The following is a 19,107-nucleotide window of genomic DNA, read 5'->3' as shown; positions in this document are numbered from 1 at the left end:
GATCCAGTATGATGAAAGCGCTGCTGGTCGATCAAGAGACGAAACGGCTGAGTGTGGGAGAATGGGAGACACCCGTTCCCGGGCCGGACGAATTATTGGTAGAAGTGAAAGCGACTGCGCTCAATCGCGCCGATTTGGTGCAGAAACGGGGAGGCTATCCGCCGCCGCCCGGCGCTTCCCCGATTCTCGGCCTGGAGATTGCCGGAATCGTGGAGCGGACGGGAGACGACATCACCGATTGGCAGCCGGGAGACCGCGTATTCGCCTTGCTGCCCGGCGGAGGTTACGCGGAGAAGGCGGTCGTTCCCGCCGGCATGGCGATGCGCATTCCCGCCGGCTGGACGTTCGAGCAAGCGGCGGCCGTTCCCGAGGTGTTCTTGACGGCATATTTGAACTTGTTTCAATTAGGGAATGTAAAGGCCGGCCAAACGGTATTGATTCATGCCGGAGCCAGCGGCGTCGGAACGGCGGCGATCCAATTGGCGCGCGAAGCGGGAGCGCGTATCTTCGCCACGGCGGGAACGGCGGAGAAGCGAGCGGCTTGCGCCGCTCTGGGAGCGGATGCGACTTTCGATTACCGGTCGGGGCCGTTTGCCGACGGGGTGTTGGAGTGGACCGGCGGCAATGGAGCCGATCTTATTCTCGACTTTGTGGGCGCCGCCTATTGGAAGCAGAATATGAAGGCGCTGGCGCTTGAAGGCGCCCTGGTGCTGATCGGCACGATGGGGGGCGGCAAAGTCGAGGAAGTCGACCTGCTGCAGCTGATGATGCGCCGCCAGCGGGTCATCGGCAGTACGCTTCGGTCGCAGACGGTCGCCCAGAAGACCGAACTGACGCGCAAATTCGCGGAATTTGCCATGCCGAGGCTGCTGGATGGCCGCCTGAAGCCAGTGATCGATTCGGTCTGGGACGCCGCTAACGTCAACGAAGCGCATGAACGGATGGAAAAGAACGAAAATACCGGCAAGATCGTCCTGCGGATGAATCTCTCGTAGCAAGAACCTCCCATAGCATCAACCTCCCAGCAACGAATCGCACGGCGGCCTTGCAACGAACGACCTTATGTTGCGATCCGCAATCCGACTCACGTCATGTTCTTCTTGCAATTTCTTTCCGTCAGCATCGCTGCGGTCGCAGTTACGCCGGCGGGAGCGTTGAAACTGGCTATAGCGGCGGCGCTTATCGTTTTGTTTTCCTATTGGGTTTTGTTAATATGGCGTGCTTTCATAGGTTCGTCTTATGTAAAAATGTTTCCTTGGCGCGACACCGACCTGCGTTCGGCTGCGGCTGCGGCGCTGTTTATGATATGCCTGCCTTACATGCTGCCTTTGTGCGCGATTGCCGGGGCGTTCGCGTTTTCATGGTGGGGCCTGTTCATCGTTCCGGCGGCCGCTTTGCCGGTGCAGCGGTTTATCGCGAATCAATTTGCCGTATTGGCCGCAGGAAGTCATACATCCTCCGATGTTGGGCATAGTAACGGATAAAGATTGAAACCAAAGAGGAAGGATGAACGTTGTGCAAGATACGGCGATCGTGTTTCGATTTACCGATGCTGGAAGTTGCGCGAAAGCTTTCGATTTGTTGGAAGAGCTTGGATACGAGCCGGCGTTTCTTGGGGAGGAGGGAAGTCGGCTTCATATTCATGTCGACGAAACCGATCTAACATCCGCTATCGAGATCGCTCAAGCGTACGGGGGCAGTTTGGAAGAGCGGGCGCTGATTAGCGAAGCGGAATTAACGAATTTGGCGTACCGCCTGGACATGATTCCGATTCCCGCCCATATCGTCAACGAGGATTGGGCGGCGGAATCGTATTCGAACGCACGGCACGAACCGGGGGAAGGCGACGATCTTGCCTTGCGGGACGAGGAGATGCGGGGTTGGTACGATGAGCCGTACGATCACTTCTCGGGCGAAGTGAAGACGTAGACCGATTTGCACTCTCCTTTATCGATCTAACAACAAACAGCCGCCTGCATGGGATGCCGGCGGCTTCATTCGTTATTTGCCGCTACTCCGTTTCCTCCGCCTGCAACGCCGCGCTGCGGCCTGCGGCATACCCCGTCGAGAAAGCTGCCGTAATATTGTAGCCGCCGGTGTATCCGTGAATGTCCAATATTTCTCCGCAGAAATACAATCCTTTCTTCCATTTGGACTGCATCGTTTTCGGATCGATTTCCTTCAGATGAACGCCGCCGCCGGTAACGAAGGCCTCTTCTATGGATAATGTTCCGTTTGCCTTGACGGGAAACGACTTCATCGTTTGACATAAGCTGCGCCATTCTTGCCGGGGAATATTGTCATAAGTAATATGCGTATGAAGCGGTACGCTTTGGAACAGGATCGGCAGCATCCTTTCGGGCAAATATCCTTTGAGCACATTGATGACGGCTTTCTTCGCCTCCGCTTTCGCCATTTGAAGCGTTTCGTCGTATATCTCTTCCGTCGTTTTGTCCGGAAACAAATCAACGGTCAGTTTGACGTCGGGTTGCCCTTTGGCTAACTGTTTCACGACGAACTGGCTGCATCTGAGCGCAATGGGGCCCGACATCCCGAAGTGCGTAAACAGCATGTCTCCGCGGTGGGTTACAATCGCTCTTCCTTTCTCATTCCATACGGTCAGAGCGACATCCCGAAGCGCCAATCCTTGCAATTCCCGATTTTGAATAAAACGTTCCGCAGAGGTAAGCGGGACTTCGGTAGGGAAAAGCGTCGTAATCGTATGACCCGCCTCTTCGGCCCAAGCATAGCCGTCGCCCGTGGAGCCTGTGGCCGGCACCGACTTGCCCCCGACCGCCACGATGACGCATTTGCTTTTGATCGTTTGCCCGTTCTTTAACCGGACTCCCGCCACTTTTTCTTCATCATATAATACTTGCTGTACGGGGGAATTCAGCATCATTTCGATGCCGTAGCTCCGCACTTGATTGATTAATGCGTCGACAACCGTCTTCGCTTTGTCGGAGACAGGAAAGACGCGCCCGTTGTCTTCTTCCTTCAGCGCGATCCCCAGACTCTCGAAGAACTCGATAATGTCCCGACTTGAAAACTGGCTCAGCGCGCTATAGAGGAATCGCCCGTTGCCGGGGATGTTTTTGATAAGCTCGTCCATTTCTTTATTGTTGGTCACATTGCAGCGTCCGCCGCCGGAAATGCCAAGCTTTCTTCCGAGTTTATCGCCTTTATCGATCAGCAGCACTTTCTTCCCATGCTTGCCTGCCGCGACACCCGCCATTAGTCCTGCCGAACCTCCGCCGATAATAATAATGTCAACCTGTTTCGCATTATGTAAGTTCATTTCATATAACCTCGCTCATTCGTACGTTACTTTCCATTGTACCGCGATCCGATCCATATTAAAAATTTTTGCCTAAAAGGTAAACTGGGTATATTGTAAAAAATTGTCGGTTGTGGAATAATCGATGTAACTAATCATTGCCAATTTGGAGGGAAACCGTGATTATAACCCCATTAAAAGAAACGTTCTTACAGGTTTTAATCACATTAATGCCTGTGTTTCTGTTTTTGCTGTGCGCCGATAAAACCGTGCGAGGGGCGAGGCGGTACACGGTACTCGGATTATTTTGTTCGATATCGCTCATTCTTTCCATGGGATTGTCTTACCGTTATTTAAACATGGCGTTCGACTTTCGGATTCTCCCTATTGTACTTGGAATCATGTATGGGGGCTACCGGATCGGATTATTGACGACATTTTTATACATAGCCTCCTATGTTCTGTTTTTTCCCGAATCGATGCCTTGGGGAATATTTTCGGATGTTGCCTTCTATTTAATACCGCTAGCTTTTCTGTTTATGAAAAAGTTTCAACTTGCGCAGCCGCGAATGAAAATGTACATCGCCTCCAACTTGATTATGTGCGGAATAGCGACTTACACCATGTTGTATTGCTACGATTTATGGACCGGCGCAGCGGTCGTTCAATTCGACGCCCTGCTCTTTATGGCTGTCTATGGAATTTTTTTTATGTTAACATCATACTTGGTCGTCTTTCTCATCGAAAATATATTGGAGAAACTGTCCTTGCAGGAACAATTGCAAGCGATGTCAAGCCAATACGATCAAGAAGCGCAAAAGCTCAAGCAGTTGATCGACGCTACGCCGCTTTGCGTCGTATCCGTAGACCGGGACGGCTACATTACGGCAATTAACGGGATGATGCTGAAAACGATGAAGGACGGCGGCATGTTCAAGGAGGAGGATTTGCTCGGCAAGCCTTGCGAAGTGTTGTCCCATTTGCAAAATACCGATGTGAACTTGTCCCAGATCAGGCGTTGTCTGAACGGGGAAGGGGCGGGCACGGAATTGATCAATATGAACGGTCGCCTGTTTATTTCGTCGGCGTACGGCATTCGCAATCATGAGACGGGCGAAGTGGTAGGAGCCGTCAATATGGCGCATGACATTACGGAGTTGCAAATGCTGCGGACGGAGCTCGGCAATATGGAGCGATTAAGCCTCGTCGGGCGGATGGCGGCCAGCATCACGCACGAGATTCGCAATCCGATGGCGGTCGTGCGCGGGTTCGTACAGCTTATTAAAGAGAAAAGTCCTGCGACCTTGCATGAATATTACCGTATTATTATGGAAGAACTGGACCGCGCCAATTCGATCATTAACGATTTTCTGTCCTTGGCGCAGAACCGGATCGTCGAGAAGGAGAGAGGGCATCTCCACGATATGATTAACGATCTGTCTCCGCTTCTGTGGGCGGATGCGAACTTGCGCGGACAGTCGATCGAACTGAAACTGGATCCCGGCATTCCGCAATTGCTGCTCAACTCCAAGGAAATAAAGCAGTTAATTCTCAATTTGGCCCGCAACGGAATGGAGGCGATGGAGAGCAAAGGGGTGCTGACGATCGAGACGCGCCGGGAGAACGAGACGGTTTATCTGCTGGTGCGGGATACAGGCGAAGGCATCGCGAAAGACAAGCTCGATAAAATGTTCGAACCGTTCTATACGACGAAGGCGAAAGGAACCGGTCTCGGGCTCTCGCTATGCTTAAGCATCGTCGAGCGCCATCAAGGCAAAATTGTTGTAGAGTCCGAGGAAGGGAAGGGGACGACATTCATCGTCTCGTTCCATCAACAAGAGGCGGGCCAGAAAACGGAGATTTATGAATTTGAAGGGAGTTCGGCATGAATGAAGTCGTGCAGCTTGGTCCGTTCATATTAAAAGGCAGCCTGCTCACGGCGGTTGTATCGTTTGCGGCTGCTCTGGCCATGATCGGAATACGCTTACATTTTTCGGAAGAACATAAGAAGGGTTGGTTGGATTTATTCGTAACGAATGCGGTCGTTATTGCCATATGCTATAAATTCGGTTTTTTGCTCGAAGATCCCCGCATATTGTGGCAAAATCCGCAGGCGTTGCTGCTGACAAGCGGAGGCTCGACCGCGGGATGGCTGTTGTGCGCCGTTTTGGCCGCTTCCTACACGTCTTATTGCATGCGCAAACGAGCGCTTCGCTTCACCGTTCTGCTCGATTTGCTGCCATACGGTTTGTCCGCCGGCAGCGCCGCGTTTTTCGCGCTTAGCGGAGCTTGGAGCTTCTGGTATGCGGGCGCCGCCGCTTGCGTAGCCGCTGTCTTATGGATATGGAGAAGCCCGCCGGGGGAAGGGAAAGCGCTGCTCCTATTCCTCGTTTGGGGCGGAATCGGCGGGATGGCGTGCACGCTGCTCGTTCCGCAGCCCGGCGCATCGATCCGGTTCGGATTGTCGCCGCTGCAATGGCTGTTCGTGGGAATGGCGCTGGCGGGGGCCGCATGTTCGATGCTGGGCGGAAGAGGGGCTCGAGGATAGCGCTTCCGGTTATGGTGCATAATATAAGCGAATATTCGCTTATTGCGCAAAGGAGGATTCGCACGTGTCAGAAGACTCGAAAGCTCAGCAACGGCAGAAGAAAGCCAATGAAAGCAAGAACAAGAACGAGCAGCCCGGCATCGACCGCCGACTGAACGGACCGAACCGTCCGGCGGAATGACGGGTTGCTGTCCGAGGACCGATATCATACGGTAGGGGCCGCGGTTCGAAGCCGGTTTGCCCCGCTTTGAATGAACGCAAGGGGTTTTTCCCTTGCTTTCGCTCGTTATGAGTGCAATAATAAGTGTACAAAATCATTTATATATGCTTTCGTAAGGAGAGTGGGAATAAGATGTCCATGTTTTTTAATCAATATATGAGAGATATGGTTCAACCGATGCGCGACGAATTGACGAGCATCGGCGTGCAAGAACTGTTGACGCCCGAAGAAGTGGAAGAGAAGCTGCCGAACGCCAAAGGTACGGCGCTTGTCGTCGTCAATTCGGTTTGCGGTTGCGCGGCGGGCCAATGCAGACCGGGAGTCAAGCTTGCGCTTGAGCATGACGCGAAGCCGGATCATTTGTTCACGGTGTTTGCCGGCCAAGATAAGGAAGCGACGGCGAAAGCGCGCGAATATTTCGCTCCGTATCCGCCTTCTTCGCCATCGATCGCTTTGATGAAAGACGGCGAACTGGTGCACTTTATCGAACGCCACAGCATCGAGAACCGTTCGGCGGAAGAGATTGCCGCAGAGCTGACGGCTGCCTTCGACCGGTTTTGCAAGTAATCAGCATATGAAATTTCGGCCCCGTTCACTTCGTAGCTGCGAGCGAGCGGGGTGTTTGTTGTATTGACAAGCGGAAGAGGTGTAATCATGAGCGGTTTACAACAAGAAATTATTGCCCGATTGAGCGTTAAACCGGAGATTCGCCCGGAGGAGGAAGTTCGCCGGCGGGTCGACTTTTTGAAGGATTATGTGCGATCATCGGGCACAACGGGACTTTTGATTGCTATTAGCGGCGGATTGGACAGCGCGGTTGCGGCCGGATTATGCAAGCTGGCGACGGACGAGCTGAGCGCCGAGACCGGCCGCGATTATATGACGCTTGGCGTCTTTCAACCGTATGGAACGCAGTCCGATATTGCCGACAGCTATGCGGTCGCCAAAGCGTTCGACTTGAAACATACGGTGGAAACGAATATCGAAGACGCCGTGAACGAAATCGCGCTGGAGACCGAATATGCGTTCAAATCGATGAACATCCACCGTCACTTAAGCGTTCCCGGCAAAGGGAACGTCAAGGCCCGGGTGCGGATGGTCGTCCAGTACGCGCTTGCCTTCGATTTGAATTTGCTCGTCGTCGGGACGGATCACGCTTCGGAGGCGCTGACCGGCTTCTATACGAAGTGGGGCGACGGAGCCGTCGATATTACGCCGCTCAGTTCGCTCAATAAACGGCAGGTCAAGCAATTGGCCGAGCATTTGGGCGTACCGCGTTCCGTAATCGACAAAGCGCCGACCGCCGGCTTATGGGAAGGGCAAACGGACGAAGGAGAACTTGGCGTTACGTACGAGGACAACAGCGACTACCTGGAAGGCAAAGAAATTAGCCCGGAAGCGCGCGAGAAAATTGAGAAGCATTATTTGAAAACCGAACATAAACGGTCCCCAATCCCGGGGATTTGACGGGAAGCGTTGTAATCCCGGCTTCGTTCGACAGCATGGCGGCATCCTACGAGATCGAGGATGGCGCCATTTTGCTTAAGTCACTTCGGCTGCGGGGGCTATGTTGTATAACATACAACATTTCCTCCCCTTTTCGTGGTTATCATGTGCGCATGTTGTACTTTATACAACATTTTTGGGGTAGATGAGCGGATTTCGCCTATCAATTGCGGATTATGCTGTACAAAATGCAACATAGCAACTTGAGCCGTGTTTATATCCCTTAGGATGTTGTATTTTATACAACTTGTTTAACCAATTATGCGGGAACTACCGAGTAAAGATTCATTTGCAATCCGCCGCTGCCTGACGATCTTTCCGGCATGGAGTTCGTCTTCAGACAGTTCAGGAAACCTTTCAAGAACCAACCGACAGGTACGGACCTCAAGATTCGCATGTAATGATGTCGGTTTAACGAATGCCGTGAGAACCGATGCAACTTTTATTGGAAAATAACGTCTACATTGAAGGATTAAATTCCAAAAAAATACAAGGAGTTACAAAATGAAAAATTCAACTAGGCGCAAAATCTCCAGTATATGCGCAGCTGCTTTACTCATGGTGACCGTTTGTTCGCCGGCATCGGCTGCGAAGCCGGATCAAACCTCTTCGATCTCTCTGTATGTGAACGATAAGGAGGTCGAATCGGAACAACGGCCGATGATTGTCGAGCAGAAGGTGCTTGTTCCATTAAGGCTTGTCTCCGAGCGATTCGATCAAACATCCGTCAATTGGGATGCAAGCAAACAAAGGGTTACGATCATCAATCAGAACAGGTCGATTGAATTGACGGTAGGGGATCGTCAAGCCGTTATCGACGGTCACAATACCGAGCTTGATGTGCCTCCTCTTGTCAAAGACGGAACGACTTACGTCCCGATCCGGTTTATTGCGGAATCTCTTCAAGCGGCTGTCACCTGGAAGCCTTCGGCCAAAGCCGTGCTCATTGTAGAACCTTCATTTGCCGATCGGCAAAACGACACGTTTATCGCCCTGATCGACAAAATGATCGAAGAGGGGAAAGAGCCGTATGAAATCCACACAACGATCTATAAAAATTTTACGGCTTTGCAATATATGTTCGATCAACATCCATATCTTATTGAATCGTTCGACCGATACCGAGTATATGACGTCTGGTTTGCCGATGATGATCCGCATCAATTCGCGGTGAGAATGATTAATCGGGCCAAGAGCGGGGACATCCCGGTATACAGCCGGGAATGGATCGGCTTCAGCGAGATGCCCTTATCCGATATTGTTCTATATGTCGAACCGGTAGACGGTAAGATGAAGGTGACCTGGGGAGCGGAAATATCTTCGACTGATTCGGCTGTTCCGTTCGGAAACAGCAAACTGGAGACGGGGCTAAAGCAAGCTACGGACATGGATTGGGGCTACCAAAAACAGACGGGTAAACTCCCGCCGTCCGATCCGGCTTTTACACGTTACTTCCTCGATTACTTTAACGACCTTGTCCCTATGCAATAAATGATTGAAATCTGTCCATTGAAGGGCTCCAACCTTTCGATCGGGCAGATTTTTTTTCAAAAAAAAGAGACTGTATAAATTAAATAGAATATACAATCTCAATATATTTTGGTAAAATAATGTAATATGTAGTTTGTTTTATTTAGTCTGGTAGATAGATTTTATACCCATCCGTTGTATTTTACATTGCTGTCTTTTGCCGCATTCTTTTCAGCCCAAATTGTTTCAATCGCGGACTTTTCCATACGAGGTAAATCTAAGGAAGCCAGAAATCCTTGGGTATTGTTAGAAGCGTTACCATGCTGCTCGAACTTTTTGAGGTTTCTTACCACTTGATTCAGTTCTGAAGACCATGCCAATGTTTGCATTTTTTACACGCCTCGCTTTCCACTTTTTAATAGATTTACAGTTTTATTTTACACTAATTCCAATAAAATGTTAAGGTGATTAATGAATGAAAAAGAATATTTTTACATATTTAATATTAACTATATTAATTGGGGGCGCACTATGGAGCGTATATATTACATTTTCATTCCCGGTAACCGGCATTCATGTGGAATTAGATCGGAATAACCAGTGGATTATTAATAAATTCGATAGTATAAATGTTGCTTTGGAAGCCGATTTGAAGATCGGGGATCGCATCATCGAGATTGACGGAGTCGATGCGAACCGTTATTTTTCCGTTGAAAAATGGGGGTCGGTCGATCAGGCCGAAAAGGTGAAAGTATCGCGTGCGGGAAAAGAACTCGTAATTTTGATTGGAGAGGATCACCTCTCGACGATCTTTAATATCGTTCCATTAGTAATTTCGTTTTTTTCTTTTTGTATGGGGATGTTATTATTTCGTAAGTTGAGAGGTTCGCATACGGCCTGCTATCTGGCGTACACATTTTTTAATATTGGATTTATCTTTATTAGTCTAGGCGCATCGATTCGCGGAGACGCCTTAGGGAAAATAATGATTAGCACCTTTGTCATGCTGTTGCCGGTCGTATTTCTCCAATTTTTAACTATATTTATGAGGGAAAAGGGCTACATTCATCGGTTTGAGAGAATACCCGCCTATTTATATGGCGCTTTGATTTTTCCATTACTGGCGTTGCCCGGTTATTTCAGTACAGGGGCGTTTGCATATTATACCTATATAACCTTTACTGCAATTACGATTTTGTTCACGCTATTTGCATCTATACTTAACTTCGTCTATTTATCAAAAATCTACCTCAAGTACAAAGCACAGCAATCGTACATGTCTGTTGTTATCAAAACGATCTGGGCCGGTTTGTTTATATCGTTCACGCCGATGATTTTATTTATTTTTATTCCGCGTTTGTTGTATGGCGTGGAGTTGATCAATTCGATCTATATTAGCTGGTGCGTGCTGATTATTCCTCTTACGTTCACTTATTTGCTCATTACGAAGAGATTGTTCGATATCGATTTTATTTTGCGCCGTATTTTGATGACGGTAACGATTGCTTTCATTCCTAGCCTGATTATTGTGGCGCTTATCGGAATCTTTTTTGCCGATCAAACAAACATCAGTGATTTGCTGCTTAGTTTCATAGGCATTCTTATTTTGATAACTTTTGTTCTTTATTCGTTGGAACGTTTCGGGAAAATGTTGGAGTCCGTCATTTTTCCGCGCAAATATTATTTTAACAAATCGCTCCGAAAAATCTCGCAACACCTGGTGTCTCTCTCCAACGTCCAGGAAATGAAAGGCATAATATTATTGGATTTGATCAACACGTTGGAAGTGTTCGGCGCGGCGATCGTCTTTACGAACGGGGAATGGGTGGAGGAGATTTGCGAAGGAGACATCGATGCGGAGAAAGTGAAAAAAATGGTGATATCGGGTTCGTGCGATCATTCGGATTATACCTGTTTTCCGGTAAACAGGCATGAAGAGTATTCAAGTTATTTGATTTTCACCCGGAAAAAGAACGATACATTGTTCAGCGCCGAGGAGAAGCAATGGCTGCATTTGATTATCTCGTATTTGGCGGTCAGCCTGGAGAACGTATTTCTGATCCGCAAATTAACGATGAAACTGGAACAGTTAGCCGCCCGTTTTCCGAACGAAGAAGTAGCGAATGAATTCGTTTGGTTCCGCAAGCTCATGTTTGAACTGCAAGAGAAGGAACGCTTGCGTATCGCCGCAGACCTGCATAATTCGACGATGCCGGAAATGGCCCGTCTCAAAGGGGAACTGGAAATAATGCAGCAATACGCGGTGTCCGAGGAAGCGGCATGCGATATGCGGAGCGTTATTTTGAAGATAGACGATATCCATAGCCAGTTGTCCCAAAGTTTCTCGCAGTTGCATCCTCAACTGACGGATGGGGCGGGTCTCGTGCAAACATTGCAGCAATATATCGACAAGGAGCGCGCCTCCGCGGCCTTTGAGCTCGCATACAGCGCGGAACAACCGGCGATTATCGACAAATGCTGCTTGGAAACGAAAAAACATATTTTTCGAATGGTTCAAGAAATGATAGGCAATGCCAAAGAGCACTCGCGAGCGTCCAAAGTCGGCATTCAATTGATTGCCATCGACCAATATATCGTGCTTTTGTATGAGGACGACGGTGTCGGGTTCGAGCAGAAACGGATGCTGGAAGAAGAGGCCGGTTCGCCATTCAAGGGAATGAAGCAAATTCGGACTCGGGTGTTGCATTTGAACGGGGATATGAAGCTGGAAACGAGCGCAGGAGCGGGTGTGAAAATTCGCATCACGCTTCCCGGCGCTGCGACATAGCGATAAAGTCGGGGTGAGATGCAGATGCGGCGTTTATTTACGGACACAGATTTCATATACCGGCAACATCAAGCGGGGATCGCCGTTCTCGGGGATTGCTTGCACGTGCTGCGGCACATGAAGCCGGAATCGGTACATTTAATCTTCGCGGACCCGCCGTATAATTTGGGGAAAAATTTCGGCAACGGCAGCGATAATTGGAACGACCGGCACGAATATTTCGATTGGTGCCGATCGTGGATCGAGGAATGCTTCCGGGTTCTTAAGCCGAACGGCACCGTCTACCTGATGAATGCGACGCAAAACATGCCTTATATCGATATTTTTGTAGCGGAGCGCTATCATGTTCTCTCCCGCATCGTCTGGGCGTACGACAGTTCCGGCGTTCAATCGAAGAGGCTGTACGGTTCGCTGTATGAACCGATTATTATGGCGACCAAAACGAAAACCGACGATTATACGTTTAACGGCGAAGACATTATGGTTGAAGCGAAAACGGGGGCGCAGCGCGGGCTCATCGATTACCGGAAAACGCCGCCCCGGCCTTACAATTCGCGGAAAGTGCCGGGGAACGTATGGCATTTCCCGCGCGTCCGGTACAAGATGGAGGAATACGAGAATCATCCGTCGCAGAAGCCCGAAGCGCTGCTCGAGCGGATCGTGCTCGCTTCGAGCCATCCCGGGGATGTGGTGCTCGACCCGTTCGCGGGGACGTTCACGACTTGCGCCGTCGCGCTCAAGCACGGCCGCCGGGCGATCGGCATCGAATTGAGCGAAACGTACTTCGGCATCGGACTGCGGCGCATGGGCATAACCGACACGTACAATGGACGCGCGCTGCAAAAGGACAAGAGCCGCAAAACAAACCATAAATCGAAAAAAGACCATGACGCTGACGCGACCGGCATGGCTTGAATGTGCTGCAAGCTCCTGAGGGTCGGGCGGATTGCGCGTACTGTTCTGCCCTTGTTCGCCGCGCGTACATGCGGTTCGAACGATACAAGCGCCCTGGCCTTGGCTCCCTTGATGGAGCAACTGCAAAAATCGCTAGTTTGCCCGATCGAGCGAGCGCAGTACCTTCACCGTGCGGGCGACGATGTCCCGAATTTGATCCTTCGTGACGCAGAGCGGCAGCCAGTAATAAAGCGTGTCGCCGAGCGGACGGAGGATGAGTCCGTGTTCGAGCCCGGCGAGATAAGCCTGGTAGCCGATGCGCCGCTCCGGCGGGAACGGCGTTCGGGACGCCGCATCGCGGTACAGGTCGAAGGCGGCGATATGGCCGAGCTGGCGCACATTCGCCACATGGGGCTGGACCTTGATGGAGCGCAGCTCCTCCGCCAGCGCGGCGGACGCTTCCCTAGCGCGTTCGAGCACGCGCTCTTCCTCGAACACGCGCAGGCTGGCGAGCGCCACGGACGCGGCAACGGGGTTGCCGGTGAAACTATGTCCGTGGAAGAATGTTTTCTGTGTCGCGTAATCGTCGTAGAACGCCTCGTAGATGCCGTCGCGACACAGCGTCGCCGCCAGCGGCATCACCCCCGCGGTCAATCCTTTGCTTACGCAAAGGATGTCCGGGGAGATGCCCGCATGCTCGCAGGCGAACATCGTGCCGGTTCGCCCGAAGCCCGTCGCCACCTCATCCGCGATGAGGTGGACGTCGTACTGCGCGCACAGCTCGCGCAGTCCCGCAAGATAGGCGGCAGGGTACATCACCATGCCGCCAGCCGCTTGAATCATCGGTTCCACGATGATTCCGGCGATTTCGTCCGCGCGCTCGGACAGCAGCGCGCGCACCGCTTCGAGCGCGTCGGCCGCAAGGGCGGCCTCGCGCTCCGGGGTCCGCTCGCGGCCGAGCGCGCGAGCGTCCGGCGACGGCACGCGATAAGCGCGGAACAGCATCGGCTTGAACAGGGCGTGGTACAACTCCACGCCGCCGACGCTGACCGCGCCGATCGTATCGCCATGATAGCTGTTGTCCATAAAGACGAAACGCGTCTTCCTCTTCCGGCCGATCTGCTGCCAATATTGAAACGACATTTTCAGCGACACTTCGACCGCCGTTGAGCCGTTATCCGAATAGAACACTTTATGTAAGCCTTGCGGCGCAATCTCCACCAGCTTCTCCGCCAGTTCGATGCCCGGCCGATGCGTAAGCCCGCTGAACATGACATGATCGGTCTGCTCCAATTGCCGCGCAATCGCTTCTTTAATCCGCGGATGCCCGTGCCCGTGCACATTGCTCCACCAGGAAGAAACGGTATCGTAGTACGCTTTGCCGTCCGCATCGTACAGGAACATGCCCTCCGCCCTTTCGATCAGCACATGATCCTGCGTCTCGTAATCCTTCATTTGCGTGAACGGATGCCATACGTACTGCCGGTCTTTGCGCAGCAGATCCTCCTTTAATTGTGCGTCCAAATGTCTCACTCTCCTGACCTTGTTCATCTATTGCGACCCAAGAAGAATAACTCCCCGTTCTATTGCCTTTCCCTTCCCCTTTGCCAAAATCCCTCTCGTTCAGAAACGGGGGGCTATCGCTTCACTTCGCATTAGCTGATTAAGCGAAACATAGCGCACTGTATCCCTGTCCTGAGCAAGCGGGATTTCCACAGAAGGCGGAAAAAAAGATGCCTGCGGCGTTCTTTTTTCATAATTGTAAACCTAAAATTTATTATAGTGGGTTAACAATAATGATTTTAAGATAACATATTTCTCAAAACATGACAAACCGGGGAGTATGGCGAATCAGAACAGGAATAGAAGGAATGACCAGGGCATGGGGAGGATGGAAGGCGCAGCCGCAATGTTTTTGCTATAATAATGGCATATTCCTAAGAACGGGAAAGGCGAGAGCGCGGAACGGATCTATCACGGAACAAAGGAGAGCATTATTATGATCTACGGTATCGGGCATGATTTGCTGGAAATCGGCAGGATCCAGCGTATATTGAGTCAGCCGACGGGACAACGGTTTCTGGACAGGGTGCTGACAGAGGCGGAGCGGGCGTTAGCGGCGGAGCGCGGGGCCAGATTGGCCGAATTCGCGGCCGGTCGGTTCGCGGCGAAGGAAGCGGTCGTCAAAGCGTTCGGATGCGGGATCGGCGAAGTCATCGGATTTCGCGATATCGAAATATTGCCGGATTCGCTCGGCAAACCGCAATGCGCCCTGGCGCCGGAGGCGTGGCAACGCCTGAATATTCCGGAACAAGAGCGCATCGGGTTTACGATTCATATTAGCATTACGCATCAGCCCAACTTGGCGTCGGCCTTTGCGGTTATTGAGAAGCGGTAGCGCCCTTCGTTGCGAGCCAATCCGCCAAGCCGGCGATTTCGTCTTCCTTCAGCATTTTGCCGAAGCCGGGCATTTTTGCGCTGCCGTCTTTAATTTGCTTCTCGATTTCATCTCGCGTCATTTTCGCGCCGACAGCCGTCAGGTCGCTGTCGGGACCCATTTTCCCTTTGAGATCGGTTCCGTGGCAACTGATGCAATTGCTTTTGAACACCGCTACCGTTGCTTCCGGGCCGTCCAAGGCCGCGCCTTGGCTTTCGCCTCCTCCACCGCTTCCGCCGCTGCTGCCGCATGCCGCTATAAGGCTAACGGCGCCGAATAAAGCGGCGATCAACAAAGCTTTTTTCATGCTACTTCACTCCAATCGCATTTTCCTTCAGTATATGGCAAATATTTCAAAGGTACAAGAGAAGTCACATATTCGTCAAGAAGCGCCCATAAGGCCGGAAAATTCATGTATAATGGGGATATTGCGCGATTATGCGATGCAACTTAGCATGGAAAAGAAAGGATTCGTTCACGATATGGACACACTTGAACATAAACGTTATTTCAGTACAAATTTGCTTCTTTGGTACAACAGGCATAAACGGGATTTGCCGTGGCGCCGCAGTAAAAATCCCTACTACATTTGGGTATCGGAAATTATGCTGCAGCAGACAAGAGTCGAGACGGTGAAGCCGTATTTCGAGCGATTCGTCGGCAAATTTCCGACCGTGGACGCTTTGGCGGACGCGCCGGAAGAGGAAGTGCTGAAGAGCTGGGAAGGACTCGGCTACTATTCGCGCGCCCGCAACTTGCAATCGGCTGCGCGGGAAGTGAAAGAGCAGTATGGGGGACAGGTTCCCGATACGAAGCCGGAGATTTCCGCGCTGAAAGGGATCGGCCCTTATACGGCCGGGGCGATACTTAGCATCGCTTACAACAAACCCGAGCCCGCGGTGGACGGCAATGTGATGCGCGTATTGTCGCGCTATTTTCTAATCGAAGAAGATATTATGAAGAACAGCACGCGCGCGCAGATGGAACGGCTCGTCGTGGAATTGATCCCCGAAGGGGAAGCTTCGAACTTTAACCAGGCGTTGATGGAGCTCGGCGCGCTCGTATGTACGCCGAAGTCGCCGCAATGCTTGACTTGTCCGGTCATGGAACATTGCGCCGCCCGTTTCGCCGGGCTGGAGGACGCGCTGCCCGTCAAGACGAAGGCGAAGCCGCCGAAGCCGGAGTACCGGCTGGCCGCCTTGATCGAGGGAAGCGGAGCGAATGCGGGCAAAGTGCTCGTCCGCCAGCGTCCGGCCGCGGGCCTGCTTGCGCGGATGTGGGAATTGCCGCATATATTGGGGCCGTCCGAAGCGGGCGAGGGGCAAGAAGAGACGAACCAACTTCAACTGCGCGGCACGTTGGCGCAGGACGGTTGGGACGCCCGGCCGCAAGAATTGTTCATGACGGCGGAGCATACGTTCAGCCATATTCATTGGAATATGAGCGTGTACCGCTGCGCTTTCCTCGGCGGGGCCGTCCCGGAAATCGCCGCCGGCGCGGCTGCGGAAGCGGACGGAAGTGCGGCCGGAAGTGCGGCCGGAAGCGCGGGCGGTCAAGCGCCGCCGTCGCCTCTCTATCGCTGGATTGATCGAGCCGACATGGAGCAGCTTGCGTTTCCGAACGTTTTTTTGCGCATATTGAACCGGTATTTCGGCTAACGAAGCGGAGCGTGCCGCCTACTTTTCTTTTTTGCGGTAATAGGTAGGGGGCACCCCTTCGATATTTTTAAAGGCCCGGCTGAAGGAATGGATCGTTTTGAACCCGAACCGCTCGGCGATTTCGCTCAGGGGATGATCCGTATATTGCACGAATTCCTTCGCTTTCTCGATCCGGGATTGCAATTGATATTTGATCGGGGTAATGCCGTAGGTCAGCTTGAACATGCGCAGCAAATGATATTTGCTAATATTCGTAATGCGCTCCAGTTCGTCCAGCGACACTTCCTTATCGCAATGATGCGATAAATAAGCTTTGACATGCTGCAGCTCGTTCCAATATTTTTGCACCTGCTCGTTGTTCTGCCAGTTCCATTCGCGGTTCAAACAGCCCCAAAGCTGCAAAAACAACCCCTGCAAAACGTTTTCGTGAAACGGCAATTTTTGCGAAAACTCGCTAATCATTTCAAACAAAATGCGCTCGATCAAAATCGGGTTTTTGAGGCGCGTTACCGCAGGCAGCGCAATGCGGTGCGTCTCCGTAATATCCTCGCGAAACCACGACGTTTCCTCTTCCGTCATGTTGCTCAATTTGCTGAACGATACTTTGACGTCCGGGCTGTCCGCCTGCGTATAGAAATCGAAATGGATATGCGGCTGCCGGATGCCCGCTTTCCCAATCGCTTTCAGGACATGATGTTGCCGCGGCTTTAAAAAAATAATGTCTCCCGGAATGCAATGATACGTCTCTTCTTCCACACTGACGAGCAGTTCTCCCTCCATCAAATAAATCAATTCGTAATCGTAAATCGCTCTGGACAAATAAAAATCGGATTCGATATAGCTGTCGTACGCGACCCGGATATAAGGCGTAAAGTTTGGCGTCATCGGCGTCTCGCTTTCTGAAAATAATAGAGATTATATTTTCAATAATAGATAAATGATTTTCGAAATAAGGGGTGTTTTCAATAGGAGTTGCTTGCCTTCATCATATAAAACGATGCGATCATTTTCAATTCATGACAAACAGAAAAGCAATATATGATAAATATTTGCAAATGAATGCTAAAGACGACGGAACCGCGGGACCGTATAATGTGAGGTGAAAGGCGCCTTTTATCAACGATGAAGGAGTAGATATTGTTGACATTTAACGGACTGGGATTGGGATTGCATAACATTTCTTTGCTGTCGAAGGCAAAGACTCGTTCCATAAGCGCGGAGAATTTTACCGGAGAAAAAGGGAAGGGCGGAATGGCAACGGAGGGAACCGCAAAGCAATGCGCGCGGGATCTGGGAGTCGGTTGGAAAGTGTCTCCGTCCATTCTGATCCAAGGCAAGAGCCGTTTTGTTCTGGCGGATATCGAAGGCCCCGGCGCGATTCAACATATATGGATGACCTGTTCGCCGGACAAATGGAGATCGTTGATCCTCAGCATGTATTGGGACGGGGAGGAGCATCCTTCCGTATGCGTGCCTTTGGGCGATTTCTTCTGCAACGGCTGGTGCGAGCGGGCGAATGTCAACTCGCTGCCGATTAGCGTCAATCCCGCGGGAGGTTTCAACAGTTATTGGGAAATGCCTTTTCGACAAAAGGCGCATATCGCGATCGAAAATTTAGGGGAAGAGGAAGTCTATCTCTATTATCAAATCGATTACGCTCTGACCGAGGTGCCTGACAATGCCGCTTATTTCCATGCGCAGTGGAGAAGGGCCAATCCTTTGCCGTATAAGGAAGATTACGTCATCTTGGACGGCGTAAAGGGCCAAGGGCATTATGTGGGCACTTATCTCGCTTGCCAGGTGAACAACAACGGCTGGTGGGGCGAAGGCGAAATCAAGTTTTATATGGACGGAGATCGTGAATTTCCGACGATTTGCGGTACGGGTACGGAGGATTACTTCGGCGGGGCTTGGAATTGGGAGCAGCCGAAAGGACAGTATTGCGAATACTCGACCCCGTTCCTGGGCTTGCCTCAAGTGATCCGGCCCGACGGCCTATACCGGGCGAATCAACGGTTTGGCATGTATCGATGGCATATTATGGACCCGATCCGTTTCGAAGAAGAGATTCGAGTGACGATCCAATCGCTCGGCTGGCGTTCGGGCGGAAGATTCCTTCCGCAGCAGAGCGACATGGCTTCCGTTGCCTATTGGTATCAAGCCGAACCGCATGTCAAATTCCGCGAATTGCCGGATTTGGATGAGTTGGAAGTCATATAAGCGGCCCCTTGGCCGTCTTATACACTCAATTTAGAAATCGCTTTCATTCTATTATGGAATAAATATTCTTATAAAATGGGGGAAGAGGC

At 51.4% G+C, this 19,107-nt stretch carries 18 protein-coding genes; 13 read left to right on the top strand and 5 right to left on the bottom strand.

Annotation, left to right across the window (positions count from 1 at the left end; genetic code table 11):
- The first annotated feature begins 8 nt into the window (after positions 1–8).
- The 3 genes from KQI79_RS14975 to KQI79_RS14965 are packed head-to-tail and all read left to right on the top strand — an operon-like array spanning position 9 to position 1,929.
- Positions 9–995, top strand: coding sequence for an NAD(P)H-quinone oxidoreductase (locus KQI79_RS14975; protein WP_367398201.1), 987 nt, complete (start codon positions 9–11; stop codon positions 993–995).
- 12 nt (positions 996–1,007) lie between these two features.
- Positions 1,008–1,484 carry an ABC transporter permease gene (locus KQI79_RS14970; RefSeq protein WP_367398202.1) on the top strand — a complete coding sequence of 159 codons (477 nt, stop codon included), beginning with the start codon at positions 1,008–1,010 and terminating at the stop codon, positions 1,482–1,484.
- A gap of 22 nt (positions 1,485–1,506) precedes the next feature.
- The gene (locus KQI79_RS14965; RefSeq protein ID WP_230191248.1) at positions 1,507–1,929 is read left to right on the top strand and encodes a DNA/RNA helicase; all 423 of its coding nucleotides are present in this window, start codon (positions 1,507–1,509) and stop codon (positions 1,927–1,929) included.
- Between the two features lie 82 nt (positions 1,930–2,011).
- On the opposite strand, the gene KQI79_RS14960 is transcribed toward KQI79_RS14965, so the two are convergent.
- Positions 2,012–3,298 carry a BaiN/RdsA family NAD(P)/FAD-dependent oxidoreductase gene (locus tag KQI79_RS14960; RefSeq protein ID WP_216539060.1) on the bottom strand — a complete coding sequence of 429 codons (1,287 nt, stop codon included), beginning with the start codon at positions 3,296–3,298 and terminating at the stop codon, positions 2,012–2,014.
- 158 nt (positions 3,299–3,456) lie between these two features.
- Between KQI79_RS14960 and KQI79_RS14955 the strand changes: the two genes are divergently transcribed.
- From KQI79_RS14955 to KQI79_RS14935, 5 genes are all read left to right on the top strand, one after another.
- Positions 3,457–5,166: an ATP-binding protein gene (locus KQI79_RS14955; protein WP_367398200.1), complete on the top strand. Its 1,710-nt coding sequence runs from the start codon at positions 3,457–3,459 to the stop codon at positions 5,164–5,166.
- Positions 5,163–5,825, top strand: a complete 663-nt coding sequence (locus tag KQI79_RS14950) for a hypothetical protein (RefSeq protein WP_216539059.1) — start codon at positions 5,163–5,165, stop codon at positions 5,823–5,825. Before KQI79_RS14955 ends, KQI79_RS14950 begins: the two co-directional genes overlap by 4 nt.
- Before the next feature lie 352 nt (positions 5,826–6,177).
- Positions 6,178–6,612: a BrxA/BrxB family bacilliredoxin gene (locus KQI79_RS14945; protein ID WP_216539058.1), complete on the top strand. Its 435-nt coding sequence runs from the start codon at positions 6,178–6,180 to the stop codon at positions 6,610–6,612.
- Between the two features lie 87 nt (positions 6,613–6,699).
- On the top strand, positions 6,700–7,512 hold the full coding sequence (nadE, locus tag KQI79_RS14940; RefSeq protein WP_216539057.1) for an ammonia-dependent NAD(+) synthetase: 813 nt from the start codon (positions 6,700–6,702) through the stop codon (positions 7,510–7,512).
- Between the two features lie 543 nt (positions 7,513–8,055).
- Entirely contained in the window at positions 8,056–9,042 is a 987-nt protein-coding gene (locus tag KQI79_RS14935; RefSeq protein WP_216539056.1) for a copper amine oxidase N-terminal domain-containing protein, read from the top strand.
- A gap of 161 nt (positions 9,043–9,203) precedes the next feature.
- On the opposite strand, the gene KQI79_RS14930 is transcribed toward KQI79_RS14935, so the two are convergent.
- Positions 9,204–9,410 (bottom strand): hypothetical protein, encoded by a 207-nt coding sequence (locus tag KQI79_RS14930; RefSeq protein WP_216539055.1) that lies wholly within the window; start codon positions 9,408–9,410, stop codon positions 9,204–9,206.
- An 887-nt stretch (positions 9,411–10,297) separates the two neighbouring features.
- Here KQI79_RS14930 and KQI79_RS14925 point away from each other — a divergent pair.
- Both KQI79_RS14925 and yhdJ read left to right on the top strand, forming a co-directional pair.
- Positions 10,298–11,809: a sensor histidine kinase gene (locus KQI79_RS14925; protein WP_216539054.1), complete on the top strand. Its 1,512-nt coding sequence runs from the start codon at positions 10,298–10,300 to the stop codon at positions 11,807–11,809.
- Between the two features lie 24 nt (positions 11,810–11,833).
- Positions 11,834–12,724, top strand: coding sequence for an adenine-specific DNA-methyltransferase (yhdJ, locus tag KQI79_RS14920; protein WP_216539053.1), 891 nt, complete (start codon positions 11,834–11,836; stop codon positions 12,722–12,724).
- 132 nt (positions 12,725–12,856) lie between these two features.
- On the opposite strand, the gene bioA is transcribed toward yhdJ, so the two are convergent.
- Complete coding sequence (gene bioA, locus KQI79_RS14915; RefSeq protein WP_216539052.1) at positions 12,857–14,227, bottom strand: adenosylmethionine--8-amino-7-oxononanoate transaminase; 1,371 nt, start codon at positions 14,225–14,227, stop codon at positions 12,857–12,859.
- 475 nt (positions 14,228–14,702) lie between these two features.
- On the opposite strand from bioA, the gene acpS reads away from it, so the two are divergent.
- Complete coding sequence (acpS, locus tag KQI79_RS14910) at positions 14,703–15,101, top strand: holo-ACP synthase (protein WP_216539051.1); 399 nt, start codon at positions 14,703–14,705, stop codon at positions 15,099–15,101.
- On the opposite strand, the gene KQI79_RS14905 is transcribed toward acpS, so the two are convergent.
- A complete protein-coding gene (locus KQI79_RS14905) occupies positions 15,085–15,447 on the bottom strand; it encodes a c-type cytochrome (RefSeq protein WP_216539050.1) in 363 nt (120 codons plus the stop codon). The two genes, acpS and KQI79_RS14905, sit on opposite strands and share 17 nt — an antisense overlap.
- A 175-nt stretch (positions 15,448–15,622) precedes the next feature.
- On the opposite strand from KQI79_RS14905, the gene mutY reads away from it, so the two are divergent.
- Complete coding sequence (gene mutY, locus KQI79_RS14900) at positions 15,623–16,798, top strand: A/G-specific adenine glycosylase (protein WP_216539075.1); 1,176 nt, start codon at positions 15,623–15,625, stop codon at positions 16,796–16,798.
- An 18-nt stretch (positions 16,799–16,816) separates the two neighbouring features.
- Here mutY and KQI79_RS14895 read toward each other — a convergent pair whose 3' ends face one another.
- Positions 16,817–17,683: a helix-turn-helix domain-containing protein gene (locus KQI79_RS14895; protein WP_216539049.1), complete on the bottom strand. Its 867-nt coding sequence runs from the start codon at positions 17,681–17,683 to the stop codon at positions 16,817–16,819.
- 255 nt (positions 17,684–17,938) lie between these two features.
- Between KQI79_RS14895 and KQI79_RS14890 the strand changes: the two genes are divergently transcribed.
- Complete coding sequence (locus KQI79_RS14890) at positions 17,939–19,018, top strand: glycoside hydrolase family 172 protein (protein ID WP_253298165.1); 1,080 nt, start codon at positions 17,939–17,941, stop codon at positions 19,016–19,018.
- The last annotated feature ends 89 nt before the right edge of the window (positions 19,019–19,107 follow it).

The organism is Paenibacillus sp. MSJ-34 (genome assembly GCF_018918005.1).
GTDB lineage: Bacteria > Bacillota > Bacilli > Paenibacillales > Paenibacillaceae > MSJ-34.
The sequence above is the reverse complement of the archived record's forward strand: the minus strand, read 5'-3'. Positions and strand labels throughout refer to the sequence as shown.

Excerpts from the sequence above, each read along its gene's own strand:
- nadE (WP_216539057.1), top strand. The coding sequence starts at position 6,700 with ATGAGCGGTTTACAACAAGAAATTATTGCCCGATTGAGCGTTAAACCG.
- KQI79_RS14945 (WP_216539058.1), top strand. The coding sequence starts at position 6,178 with ATGTCCATGTTTTTTAATCAATATATGAGAGATATGGTTCAACCGATG.
- KQI79_RS14965 (WP_230191248.1), top strand. The coding sequence starts at position 1,507 with ATGAACGTTGTGCAAGATACGGCGATCGTGTTTCGATTTACCGATGCT.
- mutY (WP_216539075.1), top strand. The coding sequence starts at position 15,623 with ATGGACACACTTGAACATAAACGTTATTTCAGTACAAATTTGCTTCTT.
- acpS (WP_216539051.1), top strand. The coding sequence starts at position 14,703 with ATGATCTACGGTATCGGGCATGATTTGCTGGAAATCGGCAGGATCCAG.
- KQI79_RS14975 (WP_367398201.1), top strand. The coding sequence starts at position 9 with ATGATGAAAGCGCTGCTGGTCGATCAAGAGACGAAACGGCTGAGTGTG.
- KQI79_RS14905 (WP_216539050.1), bottom strand. The coding sequence starts at position 15,447 with ATGAAAAAAGCTTTGTTGATCGCCGCTTTATTCGGCGCCGTTAGCCTT.
- KQI79_RS14950 (WP_216539059.1), top strand. The coding sequence starts at position 5,163 with ATGAATGAAGTCGTGCAGCTTGGTCCGTTCATATTAAAAGGCAGCCTG.
- KQI79_RS14935 (WP_216539056.1), top strand. The coding sequence starts at position 8,056 with ATGAAAAATTCAACTAGGCGCAAAATCTCCAGTATATGCGCAGCTGCT.
- yhdJ (WP_216539053.1), top strand. The coding sequence starts at position 11,834 with ATGCGGCGTTTATTTACGGACACAGATTTCATATACCGGCAACATCAA.
- KQI79_RS14895 (WP_216539049.1), bottom strand. The coding sequence starts at position 17,683 with ATGACGCCAAACTTTACGCCTTATATCCGGGTCGCGTACGACAGCTAT.
- KQI79_RS14930 (WP_216539055.1), bottom strand. The coding sequence starts at position 9,410 with ATGCAAACATTGGCATGGTCTTCAGAACTGAATCAAGTGGTAAGAAAC.
- KQI79_RS14960 (WP_216539060.1), bottom strand. The coding sequence starts at position 3,298 with ATGAACTTACATAATGCGAAACAGGTTGACATTATTATTATCGGCGGA.
- KQI79_RS14925 (WP_216539054.1), top strand. The coding sequence starts at position 10,298 with ATGTCTGTTGTTATCAAAACGATCTGGGCCGGTTTGTTTATATCGTTC.